Origin of the sequence: Aestuariispira insulae (assembly GCF_003385955.1) — a bacterium.
GTDB classification, from domain to species: Bacteria; Pseudomonadota; Alphaproteobacteria; order UBA8366; family Aestuariispiraceae; genus Aestuariispira; species Aestuariispira insulae.
In genome coordinates, this window is the sequence record NZ_QRDW01000001.1 from 742,551 (window position 1) to 767,323 (window position 24,773).

Genomic DNA, 24,773 nt, shown 5'->3' on the forward strand with positions numbered 1-24,773 from the left:
GAATGAGCGGGAAGCAGTTTTGTGAACTGGTGGAACAGGTCACTTGACTCAACGGAAGCAGGGAGGCACTAATTTCACTGTCTCCGTTTGGGACGACTTAAGAGAGCTGTGCGAAACAGCCATTATGGGAGTACATCTTGAGGGAGTGTAATCCTGAGGGAGCATAAGGCTGATGACGAGCAGCGCCTCACAACAACCGAAGCAATAGGGGTATAATACCAATGAAGTTTAAAACACTTCTGGCCGCAGGTGCGGCAATTGCGTTCAGCACCACCATGGCATCCGCTGCCACGCTGGACGATGTTAAAGCCGCCGGCAAAATCAAATGTGGCGTAAGCCAGGGCCTGCCGGGTTTCTCTAACCCGGATGACGAAGGCAACTGGTCCGGTCTGGATGTAGCATTCTGCCGTGCGATGGCTGCTGCTGTTCTGGGCGATTCCAATGCCGTTGAATTCACCCCGCTGTCCGCTAAAGTGCGTTTCACCGCGCTGCAGTCCGGCGAGATCGACGTTCTGTCCCGTAACACCACCTGGACCGCGACCCGCGACAACAGCTTGGGTCTGGAATTCGTTGGTGTGAACTATTATGACGGTCAGGGCTTCATGGTTCGTAAGGACCTGGGTGTGAAGAGCGCCACTGAACTGTCCGGCGCAGCTGTCTGCACCAACACCGGCACCACCACCGAGCTGAACGTTGCTGACTATTTCCGTGCCCAGGGCATGGACTACACCGTCGTTGCGTTCGAAAAAGCAGACGAAGTTGTGGCCGCTTATGACGCCGGCCGTTGCGACGTTTACACCACCGACCGTTCTGGTCTGGCTGCTCAGCGTGTGAAACTGGCTGATCCGGAAGCCCATGTGGTTCTGCCGGAAATCATTTCCAAAGAACCGCTTGGCCCGGCTGTCCGTCACGGCGACAACCAGTGGGGCGACATTGCCCGCTGGACCCTGAATGCCATGATCAATGCCGAAGAACTGGGCATCACCTCTGCAAACGTTGATGAAATGAAGGGTTCCGACAACCCGTCCATCAAGCGTCTGCTGGGCACAGAAGGCAGCGTTGGCGCTGACCTGGGCCTGGGCGCTGACTGGGCTTACAACATCGTTAAGCAGGTTGGTAACTACGGTGAAGTTTATGATGCAACCGTAGGTCCGAACACTCCGCTGAAACTGGACCGTGGCGTGAACGCGCTGTGGACCCAGGGCGGTATCCTGTACGCGGCTCCGGTTCGCTAAGGATGTAGTTTAAGGGAAAAGGCGGCCGTGTTCTTCACGCGCCGCCTTTTCTCAATTTTAACCATTACTGTCGAATATGCTGTGGGGAAGGACAGTAATGGCTGTGCTGTACGGGAAACCGTACATGGTCACGCGTCAGGGATAGGGGGCTATTTAACATGACGCTAGGTTCAGAGGCCGCTCCGGCCAAGTCATCAATAATAAACGACCCACAAATAAGGGCGATTTTTTATCAGATTGTTGCATTGATCGCCGTTCTTTGGTTCGGCTGGTCCATTTGGGACAATACACAAACAAATATGGAAGCCCGCGGCATCGCGTCCGGCTTTGGCTTCCTGGAATCCACCGCCGGTTTCGGCATCATCCAGACGGCAGGCCTCGAATATTCCGAGGAATCCACCTATGGACAGGCCTTCCTGGTCTCGCTGATCAATACCATCATCATCGCCTTTACCGGTGTGGTGGCAGCAACCATCCTGGGTTTCATCATGGGGGTTGCCCGGTTGTCGCATAACTGGCTGATCCAGAAATTGGCGACAGCCTATATCGAAACCTTCCGGAACATCCCGCTGCTATTGCAGATCTTCTTCTGGTATCATGCGGTCTTGAAACCGCTGCCAAGCCCGCGTTCCATCTATGAACGTGGTGAGGAAATCGCCTTTGGCATCAACAACCGCGGCGCCTACATGCCGGATCCGGTTTTCGGGGACGGTTCCAACTTGATCTGGATCGGCCTGATCGTCGGCATCATCGCCACCATCGTGATCGATAAATGGGCCGTCAAACGCCAGATGAATACCGGCGAACAATTCCCGGTCTTTTATACCGGCCTTGGTCTGATCATCGGCCTGCCGATCTTGGGCTACCTCATGGCTACCGTCTTCATGGGATCCTCTCCGGTTACCTTTGAATATGCGGTCATGAAAGGCTTCCAGCTGGATGGCGGCTTTGTGATTATCCCGGAATTCATCGCCCTTTTCATCGCATTGTCGGTCTATACGGCTGCCTTTATTGCGGAGAATGTGCGTTCGGGTATCCAGGCGGTCAGCCACGGCCAGACAGAGGCAGCCCATGCATTGGGTCTGCGCAACGGCCCGACGCTTCGTCTGATCGTGATCCCGCAGGCTTTGCGCGTAATCATTCCGCCCCTGACCAGCCAATATCTCAACCTGACGAAAAACAGCTCCCTTGCGACCGCGATCGCTTATCCGGATCTGGTTTCCGTCTTTGCAGGTACGGTTTTGAACCAGACGGGTCAGGCAGTGGAGATCATTGCCATTACCATGGCTGTCTACCTCTCCTTGAGTGTCGGCACCTCGATCTTCATGAACTGGTATAACGCCAAAATGGCCCTGGTGGAGCGGTAATCATGTCTAAAGCTTATGTAAACGACGAAAGACATCCGGATCTTCCGCCTCCGGCCAGCACGGTTGGCGCGGTCGGCTGGATGCGCGAGCATCTTTTCTCGTCCCCGGCCAACATCCTGATGACCGTGGTCTCCATTGGTTTGCTGGCCTATGTGGTACCGCCCATGGTCAGTTGGCTCTTCACCAGTGCGGTCTGGAGCGGCGGGGCCGATGCCTGCCGGGCCAACCCAGACGCAGCCTGCTGGACCTTTGTCGGGGCCCGTTTCGACCAGTTTGTCTATGGTTTCTACGAGAAAACCGAGCGCTGGCGGGTCGATATCATGCTGATCCTGCTGTTTGCCGGCATTGCCGCCCTGGTGTACGAAAAAACACCGGGACGGAAATGGATCGGCATGTTCATGCTGATCGGCTACCCGATCCTGTCCTGGATCATGCTTTTGGGTGGAGACTGGGGTACTCCGAATATCTCGTTGTACAACGTCATCGTTGTTTTGCTTCCTATCGTCGGAATAGCCCTGCTATCTTATGATAGGTTGCCCTCCGCACGCACAATCGGAATAGTGCTGACTGCTTTCTACCTGCTTGCCATTGCACTGCTGCTAGGATTGACAGCAGCAGGCAAAACAGAGCTATGGATAGGCTCCACCGTCATCTATTCGCTTGTGCGCCTAGACACAATCATCATCACATTAATTCCGTTCCTTGGCCTCTTTGCTTTGACAAAAAGTGGTGAGATGGAACGCCGAGGTACAATCGGTATTGCGATGCTTGTTGTTTTCGCAATCCTCGTTCTTGGTTTCTTCTTCGATTTACCGGCACCATCTTCACTTGATATGACGTTGGTAGATCGAGTAGTTGTCGTGTCTATGGTCGAAGTCCCCACCAAACAGTGGGGCGGTTTCATGCTGACCCTGGTCATCGCCCTGACCGGCATCGTGGCCTCCCTGCCTTTGGGTGTCTTGCTGGCACTGGGCCGCCGGTCCAACATGCCGGCGATCCGGGTTCTCTGTGTGGTCTTCATTGAGTTCTGGCGCGGTGTGCCGCTGATCACGGTCTTGTTCATGGCCTCCGTGATGCTGCCGCTGTTCCTGCCGCCCGGCGTCAGCTTCGACCAGCTGCTGCGTGCGCTGATCGGGGTGGCCCTCTTCTCTGCTGCTTATATGGCGGAAGTTGTGCGCGGTGGCCTGCAGGCCATTCCAAAAGGCCAATATGAAGGCGCTGACTCGCTCGGCCTCACCTATTGGCAGAAAATGCGCCTGATCATCCTGCCGCAGGCTTTGAAGATCGTGATTCCCGGCATCGTGAACACCTTCATCGGCCTGTTCAAGGACACCACCCTGGTTCTGATCATCGGCTTGTTCGATCTGCTCGGCGCTGTTCAGGCATCCATCGCGGATCCCAACTGGAATGCCAAGAGCGTGGCCTATACCGGCTATGTCTTCACCGCATTCGTGTTCTGGGTCTGCTGCTATGGCATGTCGCAATACAGCCGCTATCTCGAACGCAAGTTGCATACTGGTCATAAACGTTAAGATATGGGAGCCTGAATAATGGCGAACGCAAATCCCAACGGCGCACAGATTACCGACGAAATCGCCGTTCAAATCAATGGCATGCACAAATGGTATGGTGAGTTCCATGTGCTGAAAGACATCAACCTCACCGTCAACCGCGGCGAGCGTATCGTGATCTGCGGCCCCTCCGGGTCCGGCAAATCCACCATGATCCGCTGCATCAACCGCCTGGAAGAGCATCAGCAGGGCCAGATCATCGTCAACGGCACCGAACTGACCAGCGATTTGAAACAGATCGACGCGGTCCGCCGCGAGGTTGGCATGTGCTTCCAGCATTTCAACCTGTTCCCGCACCTCACCATCATGGAAAACTGCACCCTCGCCCCGATCTGGGTCCGCAAGGTCCCGAAGAAAGAGGCCGAGGAAACCGCCATGAAATATCTGGAGCGGGTGAAAATCCCTGAGCAGGCCCATAAATATCCGGGCCAGTTGTCCGGTGGCCAGCAGCAGCGTGTGGCGATCGCCCGCTCGCTTTGCATGAACCCGGAAATCATGCTGTTTGACGAGCCGACCTCCGCCCTGGATCCGGAAATGATCTCCGAGGTTCTGGACGTGATGATCGATCTGGCGCAGGAAGGCATGACCATGCTTTGCGTCACCCATGAGATGGGCTTTGCCCGCAAGGTGGCCAACCGGGTCATCTTCATGGATGGCGGCCAGATCATTGAGCAGAATGAGCCAGAGGAATTCTTCAACAATCCGCAGTCCGAGCGGACGCAGCTGTTCCTCAGCCAGATCCTGAACCACTAAGGTCCGGATCACGCATAAGGCAATCATCTGATTGTGAAAGGGGTGGGCCTGGTGTCCGCCCCTTTTTTCTTGCCCGCCTCCCCCAGCAGGCGTAGAAATGAATGTAAGCAAACAATAATTTCGCCAAATCACAGGCCAATGAAACAATCGATCCGGATCGCCCTGCTCTCCCTTTTCATGACCATTGCGGGCCAGACCGGACAGGCTTTGGCCGGTGAGCCGCGCCTGACTTTTTTCAGGATCGGGGCCGGGCCGACCACAGAAACCCTCTATGCTCTTTCGACAGCCATTTCGGCCGGTATCAGCCGCCCGCCGGGCAGCCTGCCCTGCAATGAAGGCGGTGTGTGCGGCGTGCCTGGATTGATTGCGGTCGCACAATCGCGCTCGGGCTCGATCGACAATCTGTTTGCCATGATGCGTGGTGAATTGGAATCCGCCCTGGTTCGCGCCGATGTGGCGTTCCAGGCCTATCACGGCGGCGGCCCGTTCAAATATGAAGGGGCCCAGGAAAACCTGCGGGTGATTGCTAATCTGACACCGGTCTCGCTCCATATCGTGGTGCCCGCTGGTTCCGATATTAACTCGGTTCGGGATCTGCGCGGCAAAAGGATATCCGTTGGCGCCAGGGGGTCCGGCACCAGGGACCTGTCCCTGATTGTATTGCGGACCAACAGCCTTGCACCGCGTGACCTTTCACTGCGCTACATGAAACCAGGCCCGGCTTCCGACGCGCTGTATCGAGGGGATCTGGACGCACTTTTCCTGGTCGGCGCGGCCCCCGTTGACGCCATTGCCGATCTAGCCGAACGGATGGAACTGCGCCTTCTGCCTTTGGAAGGTTATCCCCGGCGTCAGCTGTTCAGCCTCTTCCCCTTCATTGAGACCGACGCCATCATCGGCGGCACCTATGAAGGCATCAAGGAAACCCAAACCGTGAAAATGGGTGTCCAGTGGGTTGTCTGGCAAGATACGGACGAAACGCTGATCGAACAGATCACCCAGGCCCTGTGGCAAAGCGATACCAGCGCGCTTTTCAACCGCAACAACCCGCGCCACACCTTCCCCGACCCGCGCTATGGCGTGCCGGAAAAGAGCATTCCGATGCATCCTGGCGCCACCCGCTATTACCAGCAGGCGGGCCTGCTGGCGCCCTAAATCAGTTCAGCCAAACAGGTTAAACTGCCCTGCCTCGCCGCCCTTGCGCGGATCTGTCTCCAACTCAATGGGTTCAATCAGGCCGGGCCCTTCGTTCCGGGCGTTGGAGACCGCCTTGGCGACCGGAAAGTACGTCATTTCCCGATAGCCCTGATAGGGTTTCATCAGTCTTGTCGCCTGATCTGCACTGCCACGTAGCCAGGTGGGAAAATCCTCAGCATCCAAAATCACCGGCATTCTATGATGCACCGGTGTCACTATGCGGTTGGCCGTGGTCGTGACAATGGTACAGGTCTCCACCTCGGAGCCGTCCGCCCCCATCCAGTATTCCCATAGCCCGGCAAAGGCAAAGGGGTCGCCATCCTCCATGGTGATGAAATAGGGTTGCTTGCCTTTGCCCTCTGTGCGCCATTCATAAAATCCATCCACCGGGATCAGGCAGCGCCGCCGTTTGAACGGCGTGCGGAAAGACGGCTTATCCGCAATCGTCTCTGCCCTGGCATTAATCATTTTCGCCCCCATGGCCGGATCCTTGGACCAGTTGGGGATCAACCCCCAGCGGAAGCTGGTCAGGTTCAAAGGCCCCGGATTGATATGATCAAGATCCTCTCCCATGCCCGGTCGCAGGCCCAGGACCGCCTGGGTCGGCGCAATATTGTAGCGCGCCGGGATATTCGGCATCTGCCCGGCATCCGACGCGGACAGGCCAAACAGTTTCCGGATCGCTTCCAAAGGGGACATAAGAGCAAAACGGCCGCACATGGTTTCCTGCCTTCGATAAAAAAAGGGTGCCCGCTTCCGGGCACCCTATCATAAGCCAGCCTTTTGGAAAGGTCAGGCCGAACCGGCATCAGTCCGCTTCGGGCAGCGCCTTGCCATTGTTCTTGATCCCGCCTTCCTTGATCGCACCGACCAGGGAATCCAGATCACCACCGGACAGGCCAACTTCCTGCATCAGACTGTCGATCAACGGGGCCTGGCCACGGTAGCGCAGCGCGCTGTTCACGACCTGGTCCGCCAGGTTGCCGCTGCCTTCGCCACCGGTCGCGGCCGCCGCAGCCGATCCACCATTCAGGCCATCCACCTGGATGATCTTGATGCCGTCGATCTGCTCCATCGGCTTGACGGATTCGCGGATGATATTCTGCAGGTTCTCGATCAGCGCCAATTTCACCTTCATATTGACGATCTCGGCTCCCAGCAGGTTATCCGCTTTGTTGAGCGCCTCACGACCGGCCGCTTCCGCGGCATAGGTTGCTTCCTTCGCCGCCGCCAACTGGCGTTCTGCTTCCGCGCGTGCAGTCGCCTCAATGGTTTCTTTCTCAGCGGCCGCATTGGCCATAATGCGGGTGGCTTCCGCCTCATCCTCGGAGGCCTGTTTATAGGCTTCCGCACGATAGGTCACTTCAATCGCCGCCTTTTCCGCCGCCTGGCGGGCTTCGATCAACTCAACCTGCTTGCGGCGTTCGGCAATTTCCGCTTCCCGGGTCGTGATCACCTGTTCGTCTGCCTTGACCGCCAATGCGCGAGCGGCAGCCGCTTCCGCCTCGGCTTCGGATTTTGCCCGCGAGCGTTCCGCAATCGCGATCTCACGTTCCTGGTTATTCAGCTCAACGGTTTTTTCGCGCTCGATATCCGCTGATTCAATGGAACGCTGCTTGACAATCTCACGCTCGCGAACCTGCTGTTCCTTGCCCAGACGCTCTTCCTCGACCTTGCGTTCGGCAATCAGTTTCGCCAGGGCCACTTCCTGCTCCGCTTCGATCTGGGCGGATTCGGCTTCCTTCTTACGCGCCGCCTGCTGGGCCGCGATTTCGGATGCCTGGGCGGCTTTGCGCACCTCAACCTCGCGCTGCTGGGACAGCCTGGCATATTCGGCATCCCTGGCAATCTCGAGCTTGCGCTGTTCCGCTTCCAGGTTTTTGGCATCAATATCAACCTGAGAATCCTGCTCAATCTCGTTGCGGCGCTTGCGGCGCTGCTCGATCTCGTCAGTCAACTTGGTCAAACCGGCGGCGTCAAACGCGTTATTGGGATTGAAGAAGTCACGGTCGGTCTGATCCAGGCCGGTCAGGGAAACCGATTCCAACTCCAGACCGTTTTTCAGCAGATCCTCGGAAACCGCAGCCTGCACCTTCTGGACAAATTCAACGCGCTGTTCATGCAGCTCTTCCATGGTCATTTCCGCCGCCACCGCACGCAGTGCGTCGACAAACTTACCTTCCACCAGCTCCTTCAGGGCATCGGGATACATGGTCCGTTTACCCAATGTCTGGGCCGCATTGGCAATGGATTCAATGGTCGGCTGAACACGGACATAAAATTCCGCCAGCACATCGACCCGCATACGATCGCGTGTGATCAGGGCCTGCTGGTTATGGCGCTGCACTTCCAGGCGCAGGGTATTCATATTGACCGGAATGGTTTCATGCATCACCGGCAGAACGACCGCACCGCCGTTCATCACAACCTTCTGGCCGCCAAGACCGGTACGCACAAAGGAAATCTCCTTCGAGGCTCGTGTATACATGCGCGCCCAGATCAAGCCGAATGTGACCAGCGCAACCACAACCGCCGCCACGGCGATCAGAATGAATGTCGTGTCCGACATATAATTAGAAGTATAGTTCATATCTTCCCCCAAAAAAGTGGATTACTGAGGCTCGGCCAAAGCCGGGCCGGAGAGTGTTAAAGGTTTAGGATCAATCAGCCAGGGATGGCCGATCGTTTTTAATCGCCCGGAACAAGCCGCCGGCTTTTCTCACCAGGATCACGTCCGTTCCCGCTGGAAAGGCATCTCCATCCATATCCGGCTCCAACATGACATAATGGGTCTGGCCATGCTGGTCCGTCAGCCGTGCCTGAGCAGGTTTGCCTGATCGGGCGACCCCCAGGGTTACGGTTGCCGTGCGCCCGATGAAGGAGACCGATGAAACGGCAGAGCTTTCATCATTAGGCACCAGTTTGGATAAACCGAGCCCCATCAGCCTTGTCGGTGGAAGGGAGATCGCCAATGCCGGTGCCCAGGCAATCCAGGCAGGCAGCAAGCCCAGACCGAATCCAGCCAGCAGCCGCTGCATCATAAGACCGGTCAGACCGAACACGGTCAGGAATCCGACCAGCCAGATAAGCGCCGGTACCCGGCCAAAACAGAGCCAGCCCAGGAACTGGGAAAGGGCGGACGGTCCTACCCCGTCCAATCCTTCCGCCGCATCTGCATCCAGATCCAGCTCGATATCTGGGCCGCCATCCAGATCCGGGATGAGGCTGTCGATCACGTCGGAAAGCCCGGCCCCCAACAAGGTCATCGTGCCTTCCAGCACCGCAATCGCCAACATCACCCCCAATGAAATAGTGAAGGGCATGTTTTCCGGACTGAGGAAAAAGGCAAACACCGATCAGCTCCCGTCCCGGAACTGGGACAACCGGTCTTTGATTTTCTGTTCCCGCGCCAGCTCTTCCAATTCCGCCATCTGTTTAGCGGTTTTCAGATCCGGCGACTGTCCAGGCATGCCACCGGCATTTTCCAGCACACGGTTGAAGGCCGTTTCCGCACGGCCCACAGCCGCTTCTACCCGGTTGCCGGTAATCGCGGTTGGATTCGCTTCGCCTATCATGGCCGGCTCGGCGACAGATCTGCGGTATTGTTGCAATTCCTCCTGCATTTCCGCACGTCGGCCTTTCAGCGCAGCGACAAAGCCTTCCAGTTCCACCTCACGCGCTTTGGCCTGGGCAATGGTATTTTCCAGCACCGGAATCTGCGCCTCGATATCCAATACCTGGCTCACCGCCGCTTCGGCCAGATCTTCCCGACCTTCATTCAGGGCCAGCTTGATTTTGGCCCCCAGTTCTTCATGCTTTTGATTTTCACTGGCCAGGCGATTTGTTGCCAGATGGGTTTCGGCGATCACGCGGCCCAATTCGGTGCGCACATCATCAATGGCTTTTTCCATCTCCCGGAGCGCCTGCTCCATCACCATATCCGGACTCACGCCTTCCGCCATATCAACGATCCGGTTCACGGTACCACTGATCAGCCGGCCAACCCGGTTGGACAAATTATCTCTCATGACTTCCCCCTTTGAAATTGGATAGAGATTTAATCTTTCTGCAGCAGGCGGCTCAACTCCAAAATTTCCACCATGCGGCTCGAAATCACCTTAGGATCATAATTCCTGCTGTTTTCCGTTAATCCCTGACGCATGACCAGATCCATCAGCAGGAAGATCTGATCGGCCATACGCCGCTCATACGCGATAATCGATTCGTGCCGGACAGCCTTTTTTGATGATGGGCGCGAGCCCTTAGCTTCCTTCCCACCCTCGCGCTCCTTCGACTTAGACTGTCCGGCCGCCTCCGCCCCCTCCAGAAACAGGATATGTGTATCCATGAGCCATCGGGAGAACTGGGACAACAATTCGGAATGGGCTTCCTCTTGTCGTTCCACCTCACGGCGTCGGCTGTCCTGCGCGCTGTGGATGTCTTCCAGCACCCGCAGTGCCTCGTCCAGATGGCCTTGATTTTCCCGCCGGCGCCGCGCTTCAGCGATCAAGGCCCGTGTTTTTTCACTCAAACTGGCAGCTCCGTCATAACTGAGCGTGGCCAGGAAGGCGGCATCGTCCTCCGTAATCCGAACGCTCAACGGAATCATCTTGTTCGGCATAATTCTCACACATATGTGGTTATTGTCATGACATATGTACTATTTAGTATGCATTTGCATACTTTCAAGTATTAGGAAGCAGATTTTTGTGAAATTCGCGTAAAAACTGTCCTTGGCAGCGGCGTCGGAATCGTTCCGCATGCGAATAGATGGCGGTTTTCCCCGGATTCGCCTCATCCTGACCGAACGGTCGAACCAGTTTGGTTTTGACAGTTTTATGAACACGCTATATCTTGTTACACAGCTCGGAGGGAACACGAGATATGGTAAGCTCTCCCGGCTTTTCAGAACATAAAAATCCACAGCTGTGGGTAAATCGCGTAACAGCTTGTGGTGCAGTACTCTCAGAGCTGAGCGCCTGTGGATAAACAGGTGGAAGAAGGGGAAAAGAAACGTGCCTGAAGGTATGATGGATGCCGCCTTGGACGCGGATGGAAAAGGGCTAGAAAGCCTCGAAGCGATGCTGGCAGGACAGTCCGGCGAAGCCAATCTGGATACGGAAACGCGGGATCATGCGCAAAATGAGCGCGGGATCAGCGTGGTCATGGACCGGACCCGCGATGCCCTGCTGACCGAGTTTGGCAAGGCAACCCTGAAAGACCGGTATCTGATGCCGGGCGAAAGCTATCAGGATATGTTTGCCCGCGTAGCCATGCATTTTGCCGATGATTCCGCCCATGCCCAGCGGCTTTATGACGCCATTTCCAAACTCTGGTTCATGCCGGCCACCCCGGTTCTTTCCAACGGCGGCACCAAACGCGGCCTGCCCATTTCCTGTTTCCTGAATGAATGCAACGACAGCCTGGAAGGCATCGTTGATATGTGGAACGAAAATGTGTGGTTGGCGGCCCGTGGCGGCGGCATCGGCTCCTACTGGGGGAACCTGCGCTCGATCGGAGAAAAAGTCGGTGCCAACGGCAAAACATCCGGCGTGGTCCCCTTCATCCGCGTCATGGACAGCCTCACGCTGGCCATTTCTCAGGGCAGCCTGCGCCGCGGTTCCGCTGCCTGCTATCTGCCGGTATGGCATCCCGAGATCGAGGAATTTGTCGAGATCCGGCGCCCGACCGGTGGTGATCCGAACCGGAAAGCGCTGAACCTGCATCATGGCATCCTTATTTCCGATGATTTCATGCGTGCGGTCGAGGAAGGCGGCGAATGGGCGCTGACCAGCCCGAAAGACAAATCCGTTATTCGCAAGATCAATGCCCGTGAGCTCTGGATCCGGATCCTGACCGCCAGGATTGAGACCGGCGAGCCCTATATCATCAATATCGATCACGTGAACCGGGCAATCCCGGAACATCAAAAATTGATGGGCCTCACTGTCAAGACGTCCAACCTGTGTGCGGAAATCACCCTGCCCACCGGTATTGATAAGGATGGTGTCGACAGAACCGCAGTTTGCTGCCTTTCTTCGCTCAACCTGGAAAAATACCAGGAATGGGAAGGCGACGAGATGTTCCTGGAAGATGTCATGCGCTTCCTGGACAATGTCCTGCAGGATTTTATCGACAACGCACCAGACGAGTTTGCCCGGGCGAAATATTCCGCCGCCCGCGAACGTTCCGTCGGCTTGGGCGTCATGGGTTTCCATTCCTTCCTGCAGGCCAATAACATGCCGGTGGAAAGTGTCATGGCGAAGGTTTGGAACAAACGAATGTTTGCCCATATCCGCAAAGGGGCCGATGCGGCTTCCGTCAAGCTGGCGGAAGAAAAAGGCGCCTGCCCGGATGCTGCCGAATTTGGCATCATGGAGCGTTTCTCCAACAAGATGGCCGTTGCTCCGACCGCGTCCATCTCGATCATTTGCGGCGGCACCTCGCCTGGGATCGAACCGATCGCGGCCAACAGTTTCACGCACAAGACCCTCAGCGGTTCCTTCAACGTGCGAAACCGGCACCTGAAGAAACTGCTGGAAGAAAAAGGCATGGACAACGACGATGTCTGGTCCTCCATTACGGTCAATGAAGGGTCTGTCCAACATCTGGACTTCCTGAGTGATGACGAAAAAGACACCTTCAAGACCGCCTTTGAAATTGACCAGCGGTGGCTGATTGACCATGCGGCGGATCGAGCGCCGATGATTTGTCAGGCACAGTCGCTTAACATCTTCCTGCCGGCCGACGTGCATAAGCGTGATCTCCATCAGATCCACTACCAAGCCTGGAAGAAGGGTGTGAAGAGCCTCTATTACTGCCGCTCGAAATCAATCCAGCGCGCAGAAGCCGGTGCCGAACACCGTCCCGCCGCCGTGGCCGTCCCCCATATGGGCAAGGTCAATGGCAGCGAAGCACCGGCCAGCACCGATTATGAAGAATGCCTCGCCTGCCAATAAGGCCCTGCTGCTTTCAAGCAATAGAACCGGTTTCTTAGAGTGAAAGCCCCCGGAATCCAATAAGGGTCCGGGGGTTTTTCTTGGCCCCCCGGTGCCGTTGCCGCCCCTTATGAATTCACCCATCGCCATCCGTATTTTCACGTATCAAGCCATAGTATTTTTACATGCTAATCCGATCAGCCATAGCATTATGCAAATGACTGATTTTCTTGAATTTTCTCTCATTTCGCGAAAAACAGCACCAGACACAAAAGCCAATTCGCTTGAAATTACAACAATCTTGCTTGATTCAGCGCCGCAATCCCACTACCGTTCTCAGCTATAAACAAGCGGCGGAACAGTCGCGGGGGAGACAACCACAACGATAATCGGAAACTGATAGCCACAGGTCAGTGAACCGTGAACCGTCTTCCCATGGGTTACCATAATAAAACATAGGTTTTAACCGAGGGAACTGTGATGAAAGCAATCAACAAATTGAAAGGGATCTCTGCCCTGACCGCAATCGCGATCGGTGCCAGCGTTTCCTTTAGCGCCATGCCGAGTGCGGCATGGGCTGAAAAAGTCCTGAACATTGCCCCGATGGGCGAGCCGGCCTCCATGGATCCGCATTATGTTAGCGGTACCTGGGAAAACAACATTGTCGGTGAAATGTTCCTGGGCCTCATGACCGAGGATCCGAAAGCCGAGCCGATCCTGGGTGCAGCCGAAAGCTATAATGTCAGCAATGACGGCCGGGTCTATACCTTTAAAATTCGTGACCACAAATGGTCCGATGGTACCCCGGTCACGGCGGCTGATTTCGAATTTTCCTTCCAGCGCTTGCTGGATCCGGCATCCGCCACCGAATACGCCTACCTGATGTATATCATCAAGAATGGCGAAGAGGTGAACACCGGTAAAGCGAAGCCGGAAGAGCTGGCGGTTAAAGCCATCGACGACAAGACGCTGGAAATCACCCTGAATGAACCGGCGCCTTATTTCCTGGCCGCCCTCACCCACTACACCGCCTATCCGGTGCCGAAACATGTTGTTGAAAAACATGGCAAGGACTGGTCCAAGCCGGACAATATCGTGGTGAACGGTCCTTACACCCTGGCGAGCTGGGTGCCGAACGCAACCGTTAAGCTGGTGAAAAACCCGGAATATTTTGACAAGGAAAGCCTGGATCTCGACACCCTGGTCTTCCACACCCAGGAAGATCGTGTCGCCATCCAGAAGCGCTTCCGCGCCGGTGAAATCGATGTTGCCCGCGACTTTGCCTCCGACCAGATCGGTTGGCTGCAAGAAAACCTGCCGGCGGAAACCAAGATCGCACCGTATCTGGGCATCTACTATTATCCGATGAACACCCAGATCGAGCCGTTCAACGATATCCGCGTCCGCAAAGCGCTTTCCATGGCAATCAACCGGGAAGCCATCGTAAACAAAGTGCTGAAAACCGGTGAAATCGCAGCATACAGCTTTGTACCCCCGGGCATCGGTAACTATGACGAGCCGTCCTATGTGTCCTGGAAAGGCATGAGTTACAAGGAACGCCTGGACAAAGCCAAGGAACTGCTGGCCGAAGCTGGCTTCACCAAAGACAACCCGTTGAAATTCACTCTGCGCTACAACACCTCTGAAAACCACAAACGTGTTGCCATTGCTGCCGCCGGTATGTGGAAACAGATCGGTGTAGAAGCAGAATTGTTCAACGCGGAAGTCAAAGTTCACTATGCCGACCTGAAACAGGCGGATTTCCAGATCGCCCGCGCGGCCTGGATCGGTGACTATAACGATCCGCAGAACTTCCTGTCCCTGTTGGAAAAACGGACCGGCGCCAATAACTATGGCCGGTATGACAATGACAAGTTCAACCAACTGATGATGGATGCTGAAAAGGAAGGCGACATCAAGAAGCGTGCGGAGATCATGGCCAAGGCTGAAGCCATCGCCATGGAAGATCAACCGATCATTCCGATCTACTACTACGTATCCAAAAACCTCGTTTCCCAGAAGGTCGACGGTTGGGTGGACAACGCCCAGGATATCCATCGCTGGCGCTATATTTCCATCAAGGAATAAGCGTCTGGTTTCCGGCGGGATGAGTGCGCTTCATGCGCCTCATCCCGGCCTTTTTAAACTTCTGGACAACAGATAATGTTAAGTTTTCTTTCAAAACGCTTTTTGAGCGCGATCCCGACGTTGCTCATCGTCATCACCATTTCTTTCTTTATGATGCGGGCCGCCCCTGGTGGGCCTTTCGACAAGGAGCGCAACCTGCCGCCCGAAATCGAGGCCAACATCCTGCGCGCCTATAATCTGGATAAACCACTGGTCGAACAATATATCGACTATGTCGGCAACCTGTTGGTTCTGGATTTCGGCCCTTCTTATAAATTTCGTGATTTCACCGTAACCGACCTGATTTTTGAAGGCTTCCCCGCAAGCCTCCAGATCGGCGGAATGGCCATTATTCTGGCTGTATTGATCGGGGTCAGCCTGGGTGCGCTGGCCGCACTTAAACAAAATTCAGGAACCGATTACGCAGTCATGGGAATCGCCATGACCGGAATTGCGATACCAAACTTTGTCATGGCCCCCTTCCTGACCCTGGTTTTCGGGGTCTATCTCTCCTGGTTGCCGGTGGCAGGCTGGGGAGAAGGTTCCTTTTACAACAAAGTCCTGCCGGTCATTGCCCTGGCTCTGCCCCAGATCGCCTATATCGCCCGCCTGACCAGGGGATCCATGGTCGAGGTTCTGAACTCCAACTATATCCGGACCGCGCGGGCCAAGGGCTTGAAGGAAAAGCTGGTCGTCAACCGCCATGCCCTGAAAGGCGCGCTGTTGCCGGTAGTATCCTACCTGGGCCCGGCAACAGCGGCTGTCGTGACCGGTTCGGTTGTGATCGAAACCATTTTTGATGTACCGGGCATTGGCCGGTATTTCGTCAATGGCGCCTTGAACCGGGACTATCCGGTGGTGATGGGCGTGGTGGTTTTCTACGCAACCCTGATCATCTCTTTGAACCTGATTGTCGACGTGATCTACAGCTTCCTCGATCCGAAACTGAAAGTAAGCTGATATGATAAATATTGGTGCAAATGCTGACCGTCTGGCCCCTCTGCAGGCCCAGACGGAAATCAAAGGCCGCAGCCTGTGGCAGGATGCCCGGGCGCGTCTGCTCAAGAACAAAGCCGCCGTCACAGCAATGATCCTGCTCTCCATCATCACGCTGATGGCGATCCTGGCGCCCTATCTTTCGCAATGGGCATTGGATGATATCGACTGGGAGGCCGACTTTCCTGGCGCTCCCAATGCCGCTCATTGGTTCGGTACCGACAATAACGGCCGCGACATGTTTGTGCGCACCCTTTATGGCGCACAGATCTCACTGATGGTCGGCATCCTGGCGACCTCGGTCTCTTTGGTGATCGGTGTGACCTATGGTGCAGTGGCCGGCTATTTCGGCGGCCGGGTGGACAATATCATGATGCGTTTCGTCGACATCATGTATTCCCTGCCCTTCATGTTTTTCGTGATCCTGTTGATGGTCATTTTCGGCCGTAACATCTTCCTGATCTTCATCGCGCTGGGTGCCGTTGAATGGCTGACCATGGCCCGAATCGTACGTGGCCAGACCATGGCGGTCAAAAAGAAGGAATTCATTGAGGCAGCCCAGGCGGGCGGCGTATCCAACCGGACCATCATCTTCCGCCATATCATCCCGAATATCTTAGGACCCGTGATCGTCTATATGACGCTCACGATCCCCCAGGTTATCCTGACCGAGAGCTTCCTTTCTTTCCTGGGGCTTGGTGTACAAGAACCCCTGACAAGCTGGGGGGTGCTGATTTCCGAAGGGGCGAAACAGATGGAAACCGCAAGCTGGATGCTGATTTATCCGGCGGCGTTCTTGGCCGTGACGCTATTCTGCTTTAACTTTATCGGTGACGGGTTGCGTGACGCGCTTGACCCGAAGGATCGGTGATCCATGTCTCCTATTCTAAACGTTAAAAATCTCGAAACCCGCTTCCAGACCCTGGATGGTGAAGTAAGCGCGGTAAACGGAATCGATTTCCATCTGCATAAAGGCGAAAGCCTCGGTGTGGTGGGTGAATCCGGATCGGGCAAGACCCAGATTTTTCTTTCCATCATGGGCCTTCTGGCCAAAAACGGTCGCTCCACCGGTTCGGTTAAATTCAAGGGCCAGGAACTGATCGGCATGAAAACCGGGGAGTTGAACAAAATCCGCGGTGTTACCATGTCGATGATCTTCCAGGACCCGATGACCTCGCTCAATCCCTACCTCAAAATCTCCAAACAGATGAATGAGGTATTGATCGAGCATCAGGGCCGCACGGAAGAGGAAGCCCTGAAGGAAAGCATTCAGATGCTGGATCTGGTCGGCATTCCGGAAGCCAGGAAACGCGTTCATATGTATCCGCATGAATTTTCCGGCGGCATGCGCCAGCGGGTCATGATCGCTATGGCACTCCTTTGCAAACCGGATCTTTTGATCGCGGATGAACCGACCACCGCGCTCGATGTGACCGTACAGGCACAGATCCTTGATCTGATGCGCAATCTGAAAAAAGAATTGGATACCGCCATCGTCATGATCACCCATGATCTGGGTGTGGTGGCCGGCCTGTGTGATCGGGTGATGGTCATGTATGGTGGCCGGATCGTGGAAAAAGGGGATGTCCGGAACATTTTCTATGATGCCCAGCATCCCTATACCCAAGGGCTGCTCGAATCCATGCCGCGCCTGGACGAAGCCAAGGCCAGCAAGCTGCATGCCATTCCGGGTCAGCCACCCAACCTGCAAAACCTGCCGGTGGGCTGTGCATTCCAGGACCGCTGTGAATATCGCAAGGATCAATGCCTCAGCAGCATCCCCAACTTGATTGAATTTGCCGAAGGCCGTGCCAAGGCCTGTTTCCGGGAGGCCTCGTAATGTCCGACACGATTTTGAATGTGGAAGACCTCAAGGTCCATTTCCAGGTGCCGCGCGGCGGCTTTTTCGGCGGCAGAGTGCCGCTGAAGGCGGTCGACGGTGTCAGCTTCGAGCTGAAGTCCGGTGAAACCCTCGGGATCGTTGGTGAATCCGGCTGTGGCAAATCCACGCTTGGCCGGGCAGTTCTGCAACTGATCGAACCGACAGGTGGCAATGTCGCCTGGCTGGGATCCAACATTACCGGCCTGGATGCCAAAACCATGCGGCCTTATCGCAAGGACATGCAGATCATTTTCCAGGATCCGCTGGCCAGCCTGAACCCGCGCATGACCATCGGTGAGATTATCGGCGAACCGCTCAAAACCCATTATCCGGAAATCAGCCGCAAGGATCGGCGTGAAAAAGTCCGCCAGATGATGGATAAAGTCGGCCTGCTACCGCAAATGATCAACCGTTATCCCCATGAGTTTTCCGGGGGCCAGTGCCAGCGTATCGGCATTGCGCGTGCTATGATCCTGGAACCCAAGGTTATTGTCTGTGACGAGCCGGTTTCAGCGCTGGATGTTTCCATCCAGGCACAGGTGGTCAACCTGCTGCAGGATCTGCAAAAAGAGTTCGGCCTGTCACTGTTGTTCATCAGCCATGACCTCTCCGTGGTGCGCCATATCAGCCACCGCATCATGGTTTTGTATCTGGGCAAGGTGATGGAAATCGCGCCGAAAGATGCGATCTATGCCGATCCACGCCACCCTTACACCAAGGCGCTGATTTCTGCGGTTCCCATTCCCGATCCGGACCGGGAACGCAATAAGGAGATCGTGGTCTTACAGGGGGACCTACCCTCGCCGATCGCGCCGCCATCGGGCTGTGTGTTCCGGACCAGGTGTCCCTTTGCCGATGATGAGTGCGCCAAAACCGCACCGCAGCCGGAAAGCGTTGAGGCCGGGCATACTGTATCCTGTCTGCATTGGCAAAAGCTCGGCGGGTAACTGGAATATATCTGGTATAAGGAACTTTCACACACCCACTAGATATGGTATAAGATGATTTGCCGAGGCACAGGCCATTCTGGGAATTTCCCAAGTCATTGAATTTATTCCGTGACGGATTGGTTCCCCGCCTTGGCAAATCATTTAGAACAGGATAATCACGCGCCTCAGGATCCAGAATTCAGGCCGTGAACAGTAAGGGTGTGTCCATGTCACTTCTCGACGCCAGTCCAGTTTATAAACCTTTTAAATATCCCTGGGCTTATGATGCCTGGCTGACCCAGCAGCGCATTCACTGGCTGCCGGAGGAAGTGCCGCTGGCCGATGATGTGAAAGACTGGCACAAGACGCTCTCCGAAGCCGAGCGCAACCTGCTGACCCAGATTTTCCGTTTCTTCACCCAGGCGGATGTGGAAGTGAATAACTGTTATATGAAACAGTATTCCCGGATCTTCCAGCCCACCGAAGTTCAAATGATGCTGGCGGCTTTCTCCAATATGGAAACCGTCCATATTGCTGCCTACAGCCATTTGCTGGACACCATCGGCATGCCCGAGACCGAGTATGAAGCCTTCCTCAAATATAAGGAGATGAAGGACAAATACGATTACATGCAGGTCTGGGGGGTGGATACCAAACGCGATATTGCCAAGACCATGGCCGTGTTTGGCGCCTTCACCGAGGGGCTCCAGCTATTCGCCTCTTTCGCCATGCTGATGAATTTCCCGCGCTTCAACAAAATGAAGGGCATGGGCCAGATCGTCACCTGGTCGGTGCGCGATGAATCGCTGCACACCCAATCCATCATCCAGCTGTTCAGGACCTTCATTTCTGAAAACCCGGAGATCTGGGATGAGGATTTGCAGCGCGACCTCTACAAGGCCTGCGAGACCATTGTTGATCACGAAGATGCCTTCATCGATCTTTCATTTGAGATGGGGCCGATTGAAGGGCTGACCGCGCAGGAAGTGAAGGACTATATCCGCTATATTGCCGACCGCCGCCTGACCCAGTTGGGCCTGCAGCCGATCTACAAGACCGAGAAAAACCCGCTGCGCTGGATGGATGAGATCCTGAACGGGGTCGAGCATGCCAACTTCTTTGAAAACCGGGCAACCGAATATTCCAGGGCCTCCACGCAAGGCTCCTGGGAAGAAGCGTTCGACTGAACCGGATCCAGGACAGACGTTCAATGAAACACCCCCGCCAATGGCGGGGGTGTTTTTCTTTGTGGAAGATGGCCTTGTCAGGCTGCCGCAGGTTGGAACCTGGCATTCTCCCGAACCGGCAGATGGATGATCGCCGAGAAGGCCCCGACCCCCACGCCAACCCACCAGACCATGTCATAGGACCCATAGCCGTCATACATAACACCCCCCAGCCATACGCCTATGAAAGAGCCCAGTTGATGAGAGAAGAAAATAATCCCATAGAGAGTTCCCATATACTGCAGGCCGTAAATCTGGGCGACCAGGCCAGAGGTTAACGGCACGGTCGCCAGCCAGAGCGCACCCATCACGATGGAAAAGAGCACCACCGTGGTCGGTGTCATCGGAAACAGGATGAAGAGGGCCGCGGCAATGGTGCGCCCGGTATAAATCGCGGACAGTAAATATTTCTTGGAAAAATTCTTACCCAACGCACCGGCCACCACAGCTCCAATGATATTGGCCAGGCCGATCAAGGCGATGGAAAAGGCACCAAGCGCCGTCGTCGTACTGACCCCCATGCTGCGAAGCACGCTATTGGGTGGAATTGCGGAGCAGACTTCTGCGATATAGGCCGGGAAATGGGCTGTCACGAAGGCCAATTGAAAGCCGCAGGAGAAGAAGCCTGCAAAGATCATCAGGTAGGATGGGTCTTTAAGCGCCTTCAGCAGGACCTCACCCAGGTTTTGCTTCTGTTGTGCCTGGGCACCCGTCTCATCCGCCCGCAGGAAAGGCAGAGCCAGCAACACGGCAATGATCGCCACAGCAAAGACAATGAAAACAGAACTCCAAGGCATGACTTCCAGCAAGGCCGCTGCCACCGGCGGTCCGACCACCTGGCCGGCGGAACCAGCCGCCGTCGTGATACCCAGCGCCAGAGATCTGTTATCCGCACTGGCACTGCGCCCGACCACCGCCAAAATCACGCCAAAACCGGTTCCCGCAATGCCGAACCCCACCAGGATCTCTAGAAATTGATGCGCCTCGGGCGTGACGGCGAAACTGCTCAAAACCAGTCCCAAAGCGTAAGTGATCGCCCCCAGGAAAATCGCCTTGCGATCCCCAAATTTTTCAGCAATCGCACTGAAAATCGGTTGGCCCACGCCCCAGGCCAGGTTCTGGATCGCAATCGCCATGGAAAATTCAATCCGAAGCCAGCCGAACTGTTCTGCGATGGGAATTTGGAAAACGCCGAAACTGGCCCGGATCGCAAATCCGGTCAGCAAGATCAGGCAACCGGCAATCAGAACCGGCGAAAACAAGCGGGTACCCGCCACGTTGGGGTTAACTGAGGACATTGGCCATGCCTTCTTTTATCAATTTCAGGGGTCGTTATATCAGGAAAAGGCTATCGCCGCCTTCCGATTAAACCTAGTGCAGCCACTAAAATTCTGGAAATGGATATTAGAAATAATGTATTATTCACATCATGAATTTATCTGGCATTGATCTCAATCTTCTTCTCGTTTTTGAAGCCATCTATACTGAGCGTAATCTGAGCAAGGCGGGAGAACGTCTTTCGCTGAGCCAGCCGGCGGTGAGCAACGCATTGCGCCGTCTGCGTGAAACTCTGAACAATCCTCTGTTTGTTCGCACCGCCGAAGGCATGGTGCCCACCAATCATGCTGTTGCAATCCAACCAACAATCGCAAAGGCCCTGGATGATTTGCGATCCTGCCTGACGCCGGATTTAAGCTTTGATCCTGCCCAGGCCAAGAACCACTTCCGGATCTCGCTTAGCGACATCATCGGTTCCCTGATCCTGCCCGAACTGATTGCAAAGCTTCAGGATAATGCCCCCCATGTGGATCTCACCTTCCGCCATGTGGACCGGAAAGGGGCATACGAGATGCTGCGGACCGGGCGACATGACCTGGTGATTTCAACGGAGCTGGACGGGCCTGGCATGTATCAACAGCTTTTGTTCAAGGATCCCTATGTCACTCTGGTCTCTAATTCCCACAGCACGATCCGGGATGACTTGACCCTGAAGCAATTTTGCCAGGCCAAACATATTCTTTTTTCCTTGGAGGGCCAGGGACCGGGCCTTGTTGACACTGCACTTGCCCGGCAATCACTCAAACGTCATGTTGCCCTGCGCCTGCCCCATGTGTCGGTCATTCCCAAGATTGTCGAGGAATCCGATATGATCGTCACACTCCCCTTACGCATGGCCCGGATTCACAGCGAGGCACTCAACATCAAAACCTTCAAACCCCCGGTCGAAGTACCTGACCTAGCTGTTTACCAGTATTGGCATAGCCGCAGCCATCATGATCCGGCCTGCGGATGGATCCGTTCGCAAATTTTAGAAACATGCCGTGCACGGGTACAATGAACCACCTGTCTGCAGAGATTAGTCTGGTGCAGGCGCATAAAGTCCCTGACGAGATTCCAGAAGATAGTCATCATAAAGGCCGCTTGCCTTCAATTCCGCCAGGCCTTCGTTAAAGAGCTTGATCAAGCGTTCGGAATCTTCAATCTGTCGCGACAATAACAGATGCGTGCTGGCCTGGAAAAAGGGCTTGGGATGCTGGGTCACCAGGGCCACCGTCTCCCTCGGGAAGTTTTGGTGCAGGATATACATGCCGATATCAATTACTTCCGGCACCGCCTCAATCCGCCCGATCAGCAGTTTTTTGTAATTCTGGGTATCTTCCGGCACAAACTCGACATGCAAGAGGCCTTTTTCAATCGCCTCATAGAAGGCCGCGTTATAGGTATATCCCTGCACCGCGCCGACCCGGTATTTACCGACATCCTCCAACTCATTCCAGTCAAACTGGGTTGCCTTTAAATGGAACCAAACCACGGTTTCATCTAGAATATTGTCGCTGTAAAAATGATCCTCGCGGCGTTCTGCAGAATCATACCAATGGGCTGTGCCATTGACCTTACCATGTTTCGACAATTCATAAGCCCGCGCCCAGGGATAAAAACGGAACTGGACCTCGATCCCGCGCAGGCGGAAAGCCTCGGAAATCAACCGCGGCATCAAACCATAATGTTTGAAATCAGGTGAGTTGTAGGGCGCGTATTCACCGGTGGTGATAATAACCTTTTCCGCACGGGCCTGTGAAATCCCGGCCAATGCTGCCAAAAGCCATATACCGAAAAGCCCAACTTTCACCCGCACCTCCCTGACAAGCCTCAGTTAATGTATCCTAGTCTATTTTCCTCCTTAGCTCATTAACAATTGTTTAAACTGCAAATCTGCGTTCGAGCTTTATCCAAAAGCAAGAACGTCGGCGGTTATTCCGCCGACGCTTCGAATGGACCTGTTCGGTCACAAGTATCAGTTCGTGTTTTCGCCTTTCAAAACACGCAGGCGGCTCCAGGCATCGTCGCAATCCACATAACAGCCCTGCAGCTTACGCCGCCCGGAATTGGGGTCAAAAGCCGAGCGTCCATGCAGAACCCGGCGGTTATGGAACACGATAACATCGCCCGGCCCCATCTTGAGACGAATCTCATGCGCCGGATCCCGCAGGATCTGCGTGAAGCTCCTGAGCGCTGCGTAGACCGGCTCCACCAGATCATGGGGCAGATCGAAGGGCGCGCACAGAGCCGCATGATACCGGATCTCCCGGAAATCCCCTTGCAGGCTGAGCGAAATGGTCGGCGCATGCCAGCGCAGATCCCAATGCTTGTCGATGAAACGGAAAGGCAGTTCCACCTCGCTCAACAGGCGGAAAGCCTCCGGGTCGCGCTGGCGAAGCATTTCTGCAGCGGCAAACCCGTCAACCAGAACACTTTCCCCGCCCTCGGCAGAGTTATCCAGACAATGCAGGAACTGGATACCCGGCGGGCTTTCCCAGTTGGCCAAATCCGTATGCGCCTTCAGCTCGATCGCGGTATAGGCCACATTATTGGGATCCGGCTTGGATTCCACATCAAAGCCCACGCCATAATTAGTCTGGCGCAGATAGGAAATCCGACCCGCCAGCTTTTCCACCATGCCTTCCGTGCAATCCAGATTGCGGACCACCGCCAAGCCGTAATCCCGGATCTTCTGGATAAAATCCTGCAGGCCCTCATCGGTTTCAAGCGCATCACCGGCTTGAACCTCGGGCAGATTTTTCAGGATTTCCGAGCCCCAGAGTGTCGGCCTGACACGACGTTCTTCCCGTGCGGCCTCACTATAGCAACGCAGGCGCAGCCAGTTGCCCGGCAGGTCGGTCTGATGCCCGTCGGGCCAGGTCAGGGACAGTTGATGGCCCTCATCAGTAATAGAAACCGCTTCCGGGCGGATATTGGGATCAATACCATAAGTATCGTGAATGCGTTCCCGTGTCTGCACATGCAGGCAGGACGGGCAGCGGCAGTTATCCCGCAGCCAGATATGGTGAAAACGGCTGACATGGCCATCGGCCCAGGTCACGCGCAAATCTCGGGTATCACTCTCAACCGTTGAAAGGATGGTACCGGCATTGATGTTGGTCATGGTGGATAGCCTCCGCAAAACTGTCTCTGCATTCCATACGCCCGGCACGGCCTCAGCGTAAACTGAGAATTCCTCACATCCGCTGCAATAAAACTCAACCAAACCCGC

Annotated in this window: 21 protein-coding genes; 13 read left to right on the forward strand and 8 right to left on the reverse strand. The window is 55.2% G+C overall.

The features are described from left to right. Nucleotides 1-221: 221 nt before the first annotated feature. The 5 genes from DFP90_RS03740 to DFP90_RS03760 all read left to right on the forward strand — a co-directional run bounded on the left by DFP90_RS03740 (nucleotide 222) and on the right by DFP90_RS03760 (nucleotide 6,081). Entirely contained in the window at nucleotides 222-1,235 is a 1,014-nt protein-coding gene (locus tag DFP90_RS03740; protein WP_115935052.1) for an amino acid ABC transporter substrate-binding protein, read from the forward strand. A 245-nt stretch (nucleotides 1,236-1,480) separates the two neighbouring features. Next, the gene (locus DFP90_RS03745) at nucleotides 1,481-2,602 is read left to right on the forward strand and encodes an amino acid ABC transporter permease (protein WP_245956951.1); all 1,122 of its coding nucleotides are present in this window, start codon (nucleotides 1,481-1,483) and stop codon (nucleotides 2,600-2,602) included. A 2-nt stretch (nucleotides 2,603-2,604) separates the two neighbouring features. Further along, the gene (locus DFP90_RS23395) at nucleotides 2,605-4,134 is read left to right on the forward strand and encodes an amino acid ABC transporter permease (RefSeq protein ID WP_115935054.1); all 1,530 of its coding nucleotides are present in this window, start codon (nucleotides 2,605-2,607) and stop codon (nucleotides 4,132-4,134) included. Nucleotides 4,135-4,152: 18 nt separating this feature from the next. Continuing rightward, on the forward strand, nucleotides 4,153-4,926 hold the full coding sequence (locus DFP90_RS03755; RefSeq protein ID WP_115935055.1) for an amino acid ABC transporter ATP-binding protein: 774 nt from the start codon (nucleotides 4,153-4,155) through the stop codon (nucleotides 4,924-4,926). Nucleotides 4,927-5,064: 138 nt separating this feature from the next. After that, the gene (locus DFP90_RS03760) at nucleotides 5,065-6,081 is read left to right on the forward strand and encodes a TAXI family TRAP transporter solute-binding subunit (RefSeq protein WP_115935056.1); all 1,017 of its coding nucleotides are present in this window, start codon (nucleotides 5,065-5,067) and stop codon (nucleotides 6,079-6,081) included. 6 nt (nucleotides 6,082-6,087) lie between these two features. On the opposite strand, the gene DFP90_RS03765 is transcribed toward DFP90_RS03760, so the two are convergent. From DFP90_RS03765 to DFP90_RS03785, 5 genes are all read right to left on the reverse strand, one after another. Continuing rightward, nucleotides 6,088-6,843, reverse strand: a complete 756-nt coding sequence (locus DFP90_RS03765; protein WP_115935057.1) for an SOS response-associated peptidase — start codon at nucleotides 6,841-6,843, stop codon at nucleotides 6,088-6,090. 88 nt (nucleotides 6,844-6,931) lie between these two features. Continuing rightward, on the reverse strand, nucleotides 6,932-8,713 hold the full coding sequence (locus tag DFP90_RS03770; RefSeq protein WP_218044559.1) for a flotillin family protein: 1,782 nt from the start codon (nucleotides 8,711-8,713) through the stop codon (nucleotides 6,932-6,934). 70 nt (nucleotides 8,714-8,783) lie between these two features. Then, the gene (locus DFP90_RS03775; protein WP_218044560.1) at nucleotides 8,784-9,476 is read right to left on the reverse strand and encodes a YqiJ family protein; all 693 of its coding nucleotides are present in this window, start codon (nucleotides 9,474-9,476) and stop codon (nucleotides 8,784-8,786) included. Nucleotides 9,477-9,479: 3 nt separating this feature from the next. Next, on the reverse strand, nucleotides 9,480-10,151 hold the full coding sequence (locus DFP90_RS03780) for a PspA/IM30 family protein (protein WP_115935058.1): 672 nt from the start codon (nucleotides 10,149-10,151) through the stop codon (nucleotides 9,480-9,482). Nucleotides 10,152-10,180: 29 nt separating this feature from the next. Beyond that, nucleotides 10,181-10,723 carry a hypothetical protein gene (locus tag DFP90_RS03785; protein ID WP_147300927.1) on the reverse strand — a complete coding sequence of 181 codons (543 nt, stop codon included), beginning with the start codon at nucleotides 10,721-10,723 and terminating at the stop codon, nucleotides 10,181-10,183. A gap of 565 nt (nucleotides 10,724-11,288) precedes the next feature. Here DFP90_RS03785 and DFP90_RS03790 point away from each other — a divergent pair. From DFP90_RS03790 to DFP90_RS03820, 7 genes are all read left to right on the forward strand, one after another. Continuing rightward, entirely contained in the window at nucleotides 11,289-13,082 is a 1,794-nt protein-coding gene (locus DFP90_RS03790) for a ribonucleoside-diphosphate reductase subunit alpha (RefSeq protein ID WP_245956986.1), read from the forward strand. 459 nt (nucleotides 13,083-13,541) lie between these two features. Next, nucleotides 13,542-15,149, forward strand: a complete 1,608-nt coding sequence (locus DFP90_RS03795) for a peptide ABC transporter substrate-binding protein (protein ID WP_115935060.1) — start codon at nucleotides 13,542-13,544, stop codon at nucleotides 15,147-15,149. Between the two features lie 75 nt (nucleotides 15,150-15,224). After that, on the forward strand, nucleotides 15,225-16,148 hold the full coding sequence (gene oppB / locus DFP90_RS03800) for an oligopeptide ABC transporter permease OppB (protein WP_115935061.1): 924 nt from the start codon (nucleotides 15,225-15,227) through the stop codon (nucleotides 16,146-16,148). 1 nt (nucleotide 16,149) lies between these two features. After that, the gene (locus DFP90_RS03805; protein ID WP_115935062.1) at nucleotides 16,150-17,055 is read left to right on the forward strand and encodes an ABC transporter permease subunit; all 906 of its coding nucleotides are present in this window, start codon (nucleotides 16,150-16,152) and stop codon (nucleotides 17,053-17,055) included. A 3-nt stretch (nucleotides 17,056-17,058) separates the two neighbouring features. After that, nucleotides 17,059-18,024 (forward strand): ABC transporter ATP-binding protein, encoded by a 966-nt coding sequence (locus DFP90_RS03810; RefSeq protein WP_115935063.1) that lies wholly within the window; start codon nucleotides 17,059-17,061, stop codon nucleotides 18,022-18,024. Further along, nucleotides 18,024-19,013 (forward strand): murein tripeptide/oligopeptide ABC transporter ATP binding protein OppF, encoded by a 990-nt coding sequence (gene oppF / locus DFP90_RS03815; protein ID WP_115935064.1) that lies wholly within the window; start codon nucleotides 18,024-18,026, stop codon nucleotides 19,011-19,013. The genes DFP90_RS03810 and oppF overlap by 1 nt, the downstream gene beginning before the upstream one ends. A 209-nt stretch (nucleotides 19,014-19,222) precedes the next feature. After that, nucleotides 19,223-20,182: a ribonucleotide-diphosphate reductase subunit beta gene (locus DFP90_RS03820; protein ID WP_115935065.1), complete on the forward strand. Its 960-nt coding sequence runs from the start codon at nucleotides 19,223-19,225 to the stop codon at nucleotides 20,180-20,182. Between the two features lie 77 nt (nucleotides 20,183-20,259). Here the strand turns inward: DFP90_RS03820 and DFP90_RS03825 are convergent, their stop codons facing one another. Next, nucleotides 20,260-21,519, reverse strand: coding sequence for an MFS transporter (locus DFP90_RS03825; RefSeq protein ID WP_115935066.1), 1,260 nt, complete (start codon nucleotides 21,517-21,519; stop codon nucleotides 20,260-20,262). 131 nt (nucleotides 21,520-21,650) lie between these two features. Here DFP90_RS03825 and DFP90_RS03830 point away from each other — a divergent pair, with 131 nt between their 5' ends. Beyond that, nucleotides 21,651-22,559, forward strand: a complete 909-nt coding sequence (locus DFP90_RS03830) for a LysR family transcriptional regulator (RefSeq protein WP_115935067.1) — start codon at nucleotides 21,651-21,653, stop codon at nucleotides 22,557-22,559. Between the two features lie 18 nt (nucleotides 22,560-22,577). Here DFP90_RS03830 and DFP90_RS03835 read toward each other — a convergent pair whose 3' ends face one another. Both DFP90_RS03835 and DFP90_RS03840 read right to left on the reverse strand, forming a co-directional pair. Then, complete coding sequence (locus DFP90_RS03835; protein ID WP_181905172.1) at nucleotides 22,578-23,351, reverse strand: substrate-binding periplasmic protein; 774 nt, start codon at nucleotides 23,349-23,351, stop codon at nucleotides 22,578-22,580. Between the two features lie 165 nt (nucleotides 23,352-23,516). Beyond that, a complete protein-coding gene (locus DFP90_RS03840) occupies nucleotides 23,517-24,665 on the reverse strand; it encodes a TauD/TfdA family dioxygenase (RefSeq protein ID WP_115935069.1) in 1,149 nt (382 codons plus the stop codon). Nucleotides 24,666-24,773: the final 108 nt, after the last annotated feature.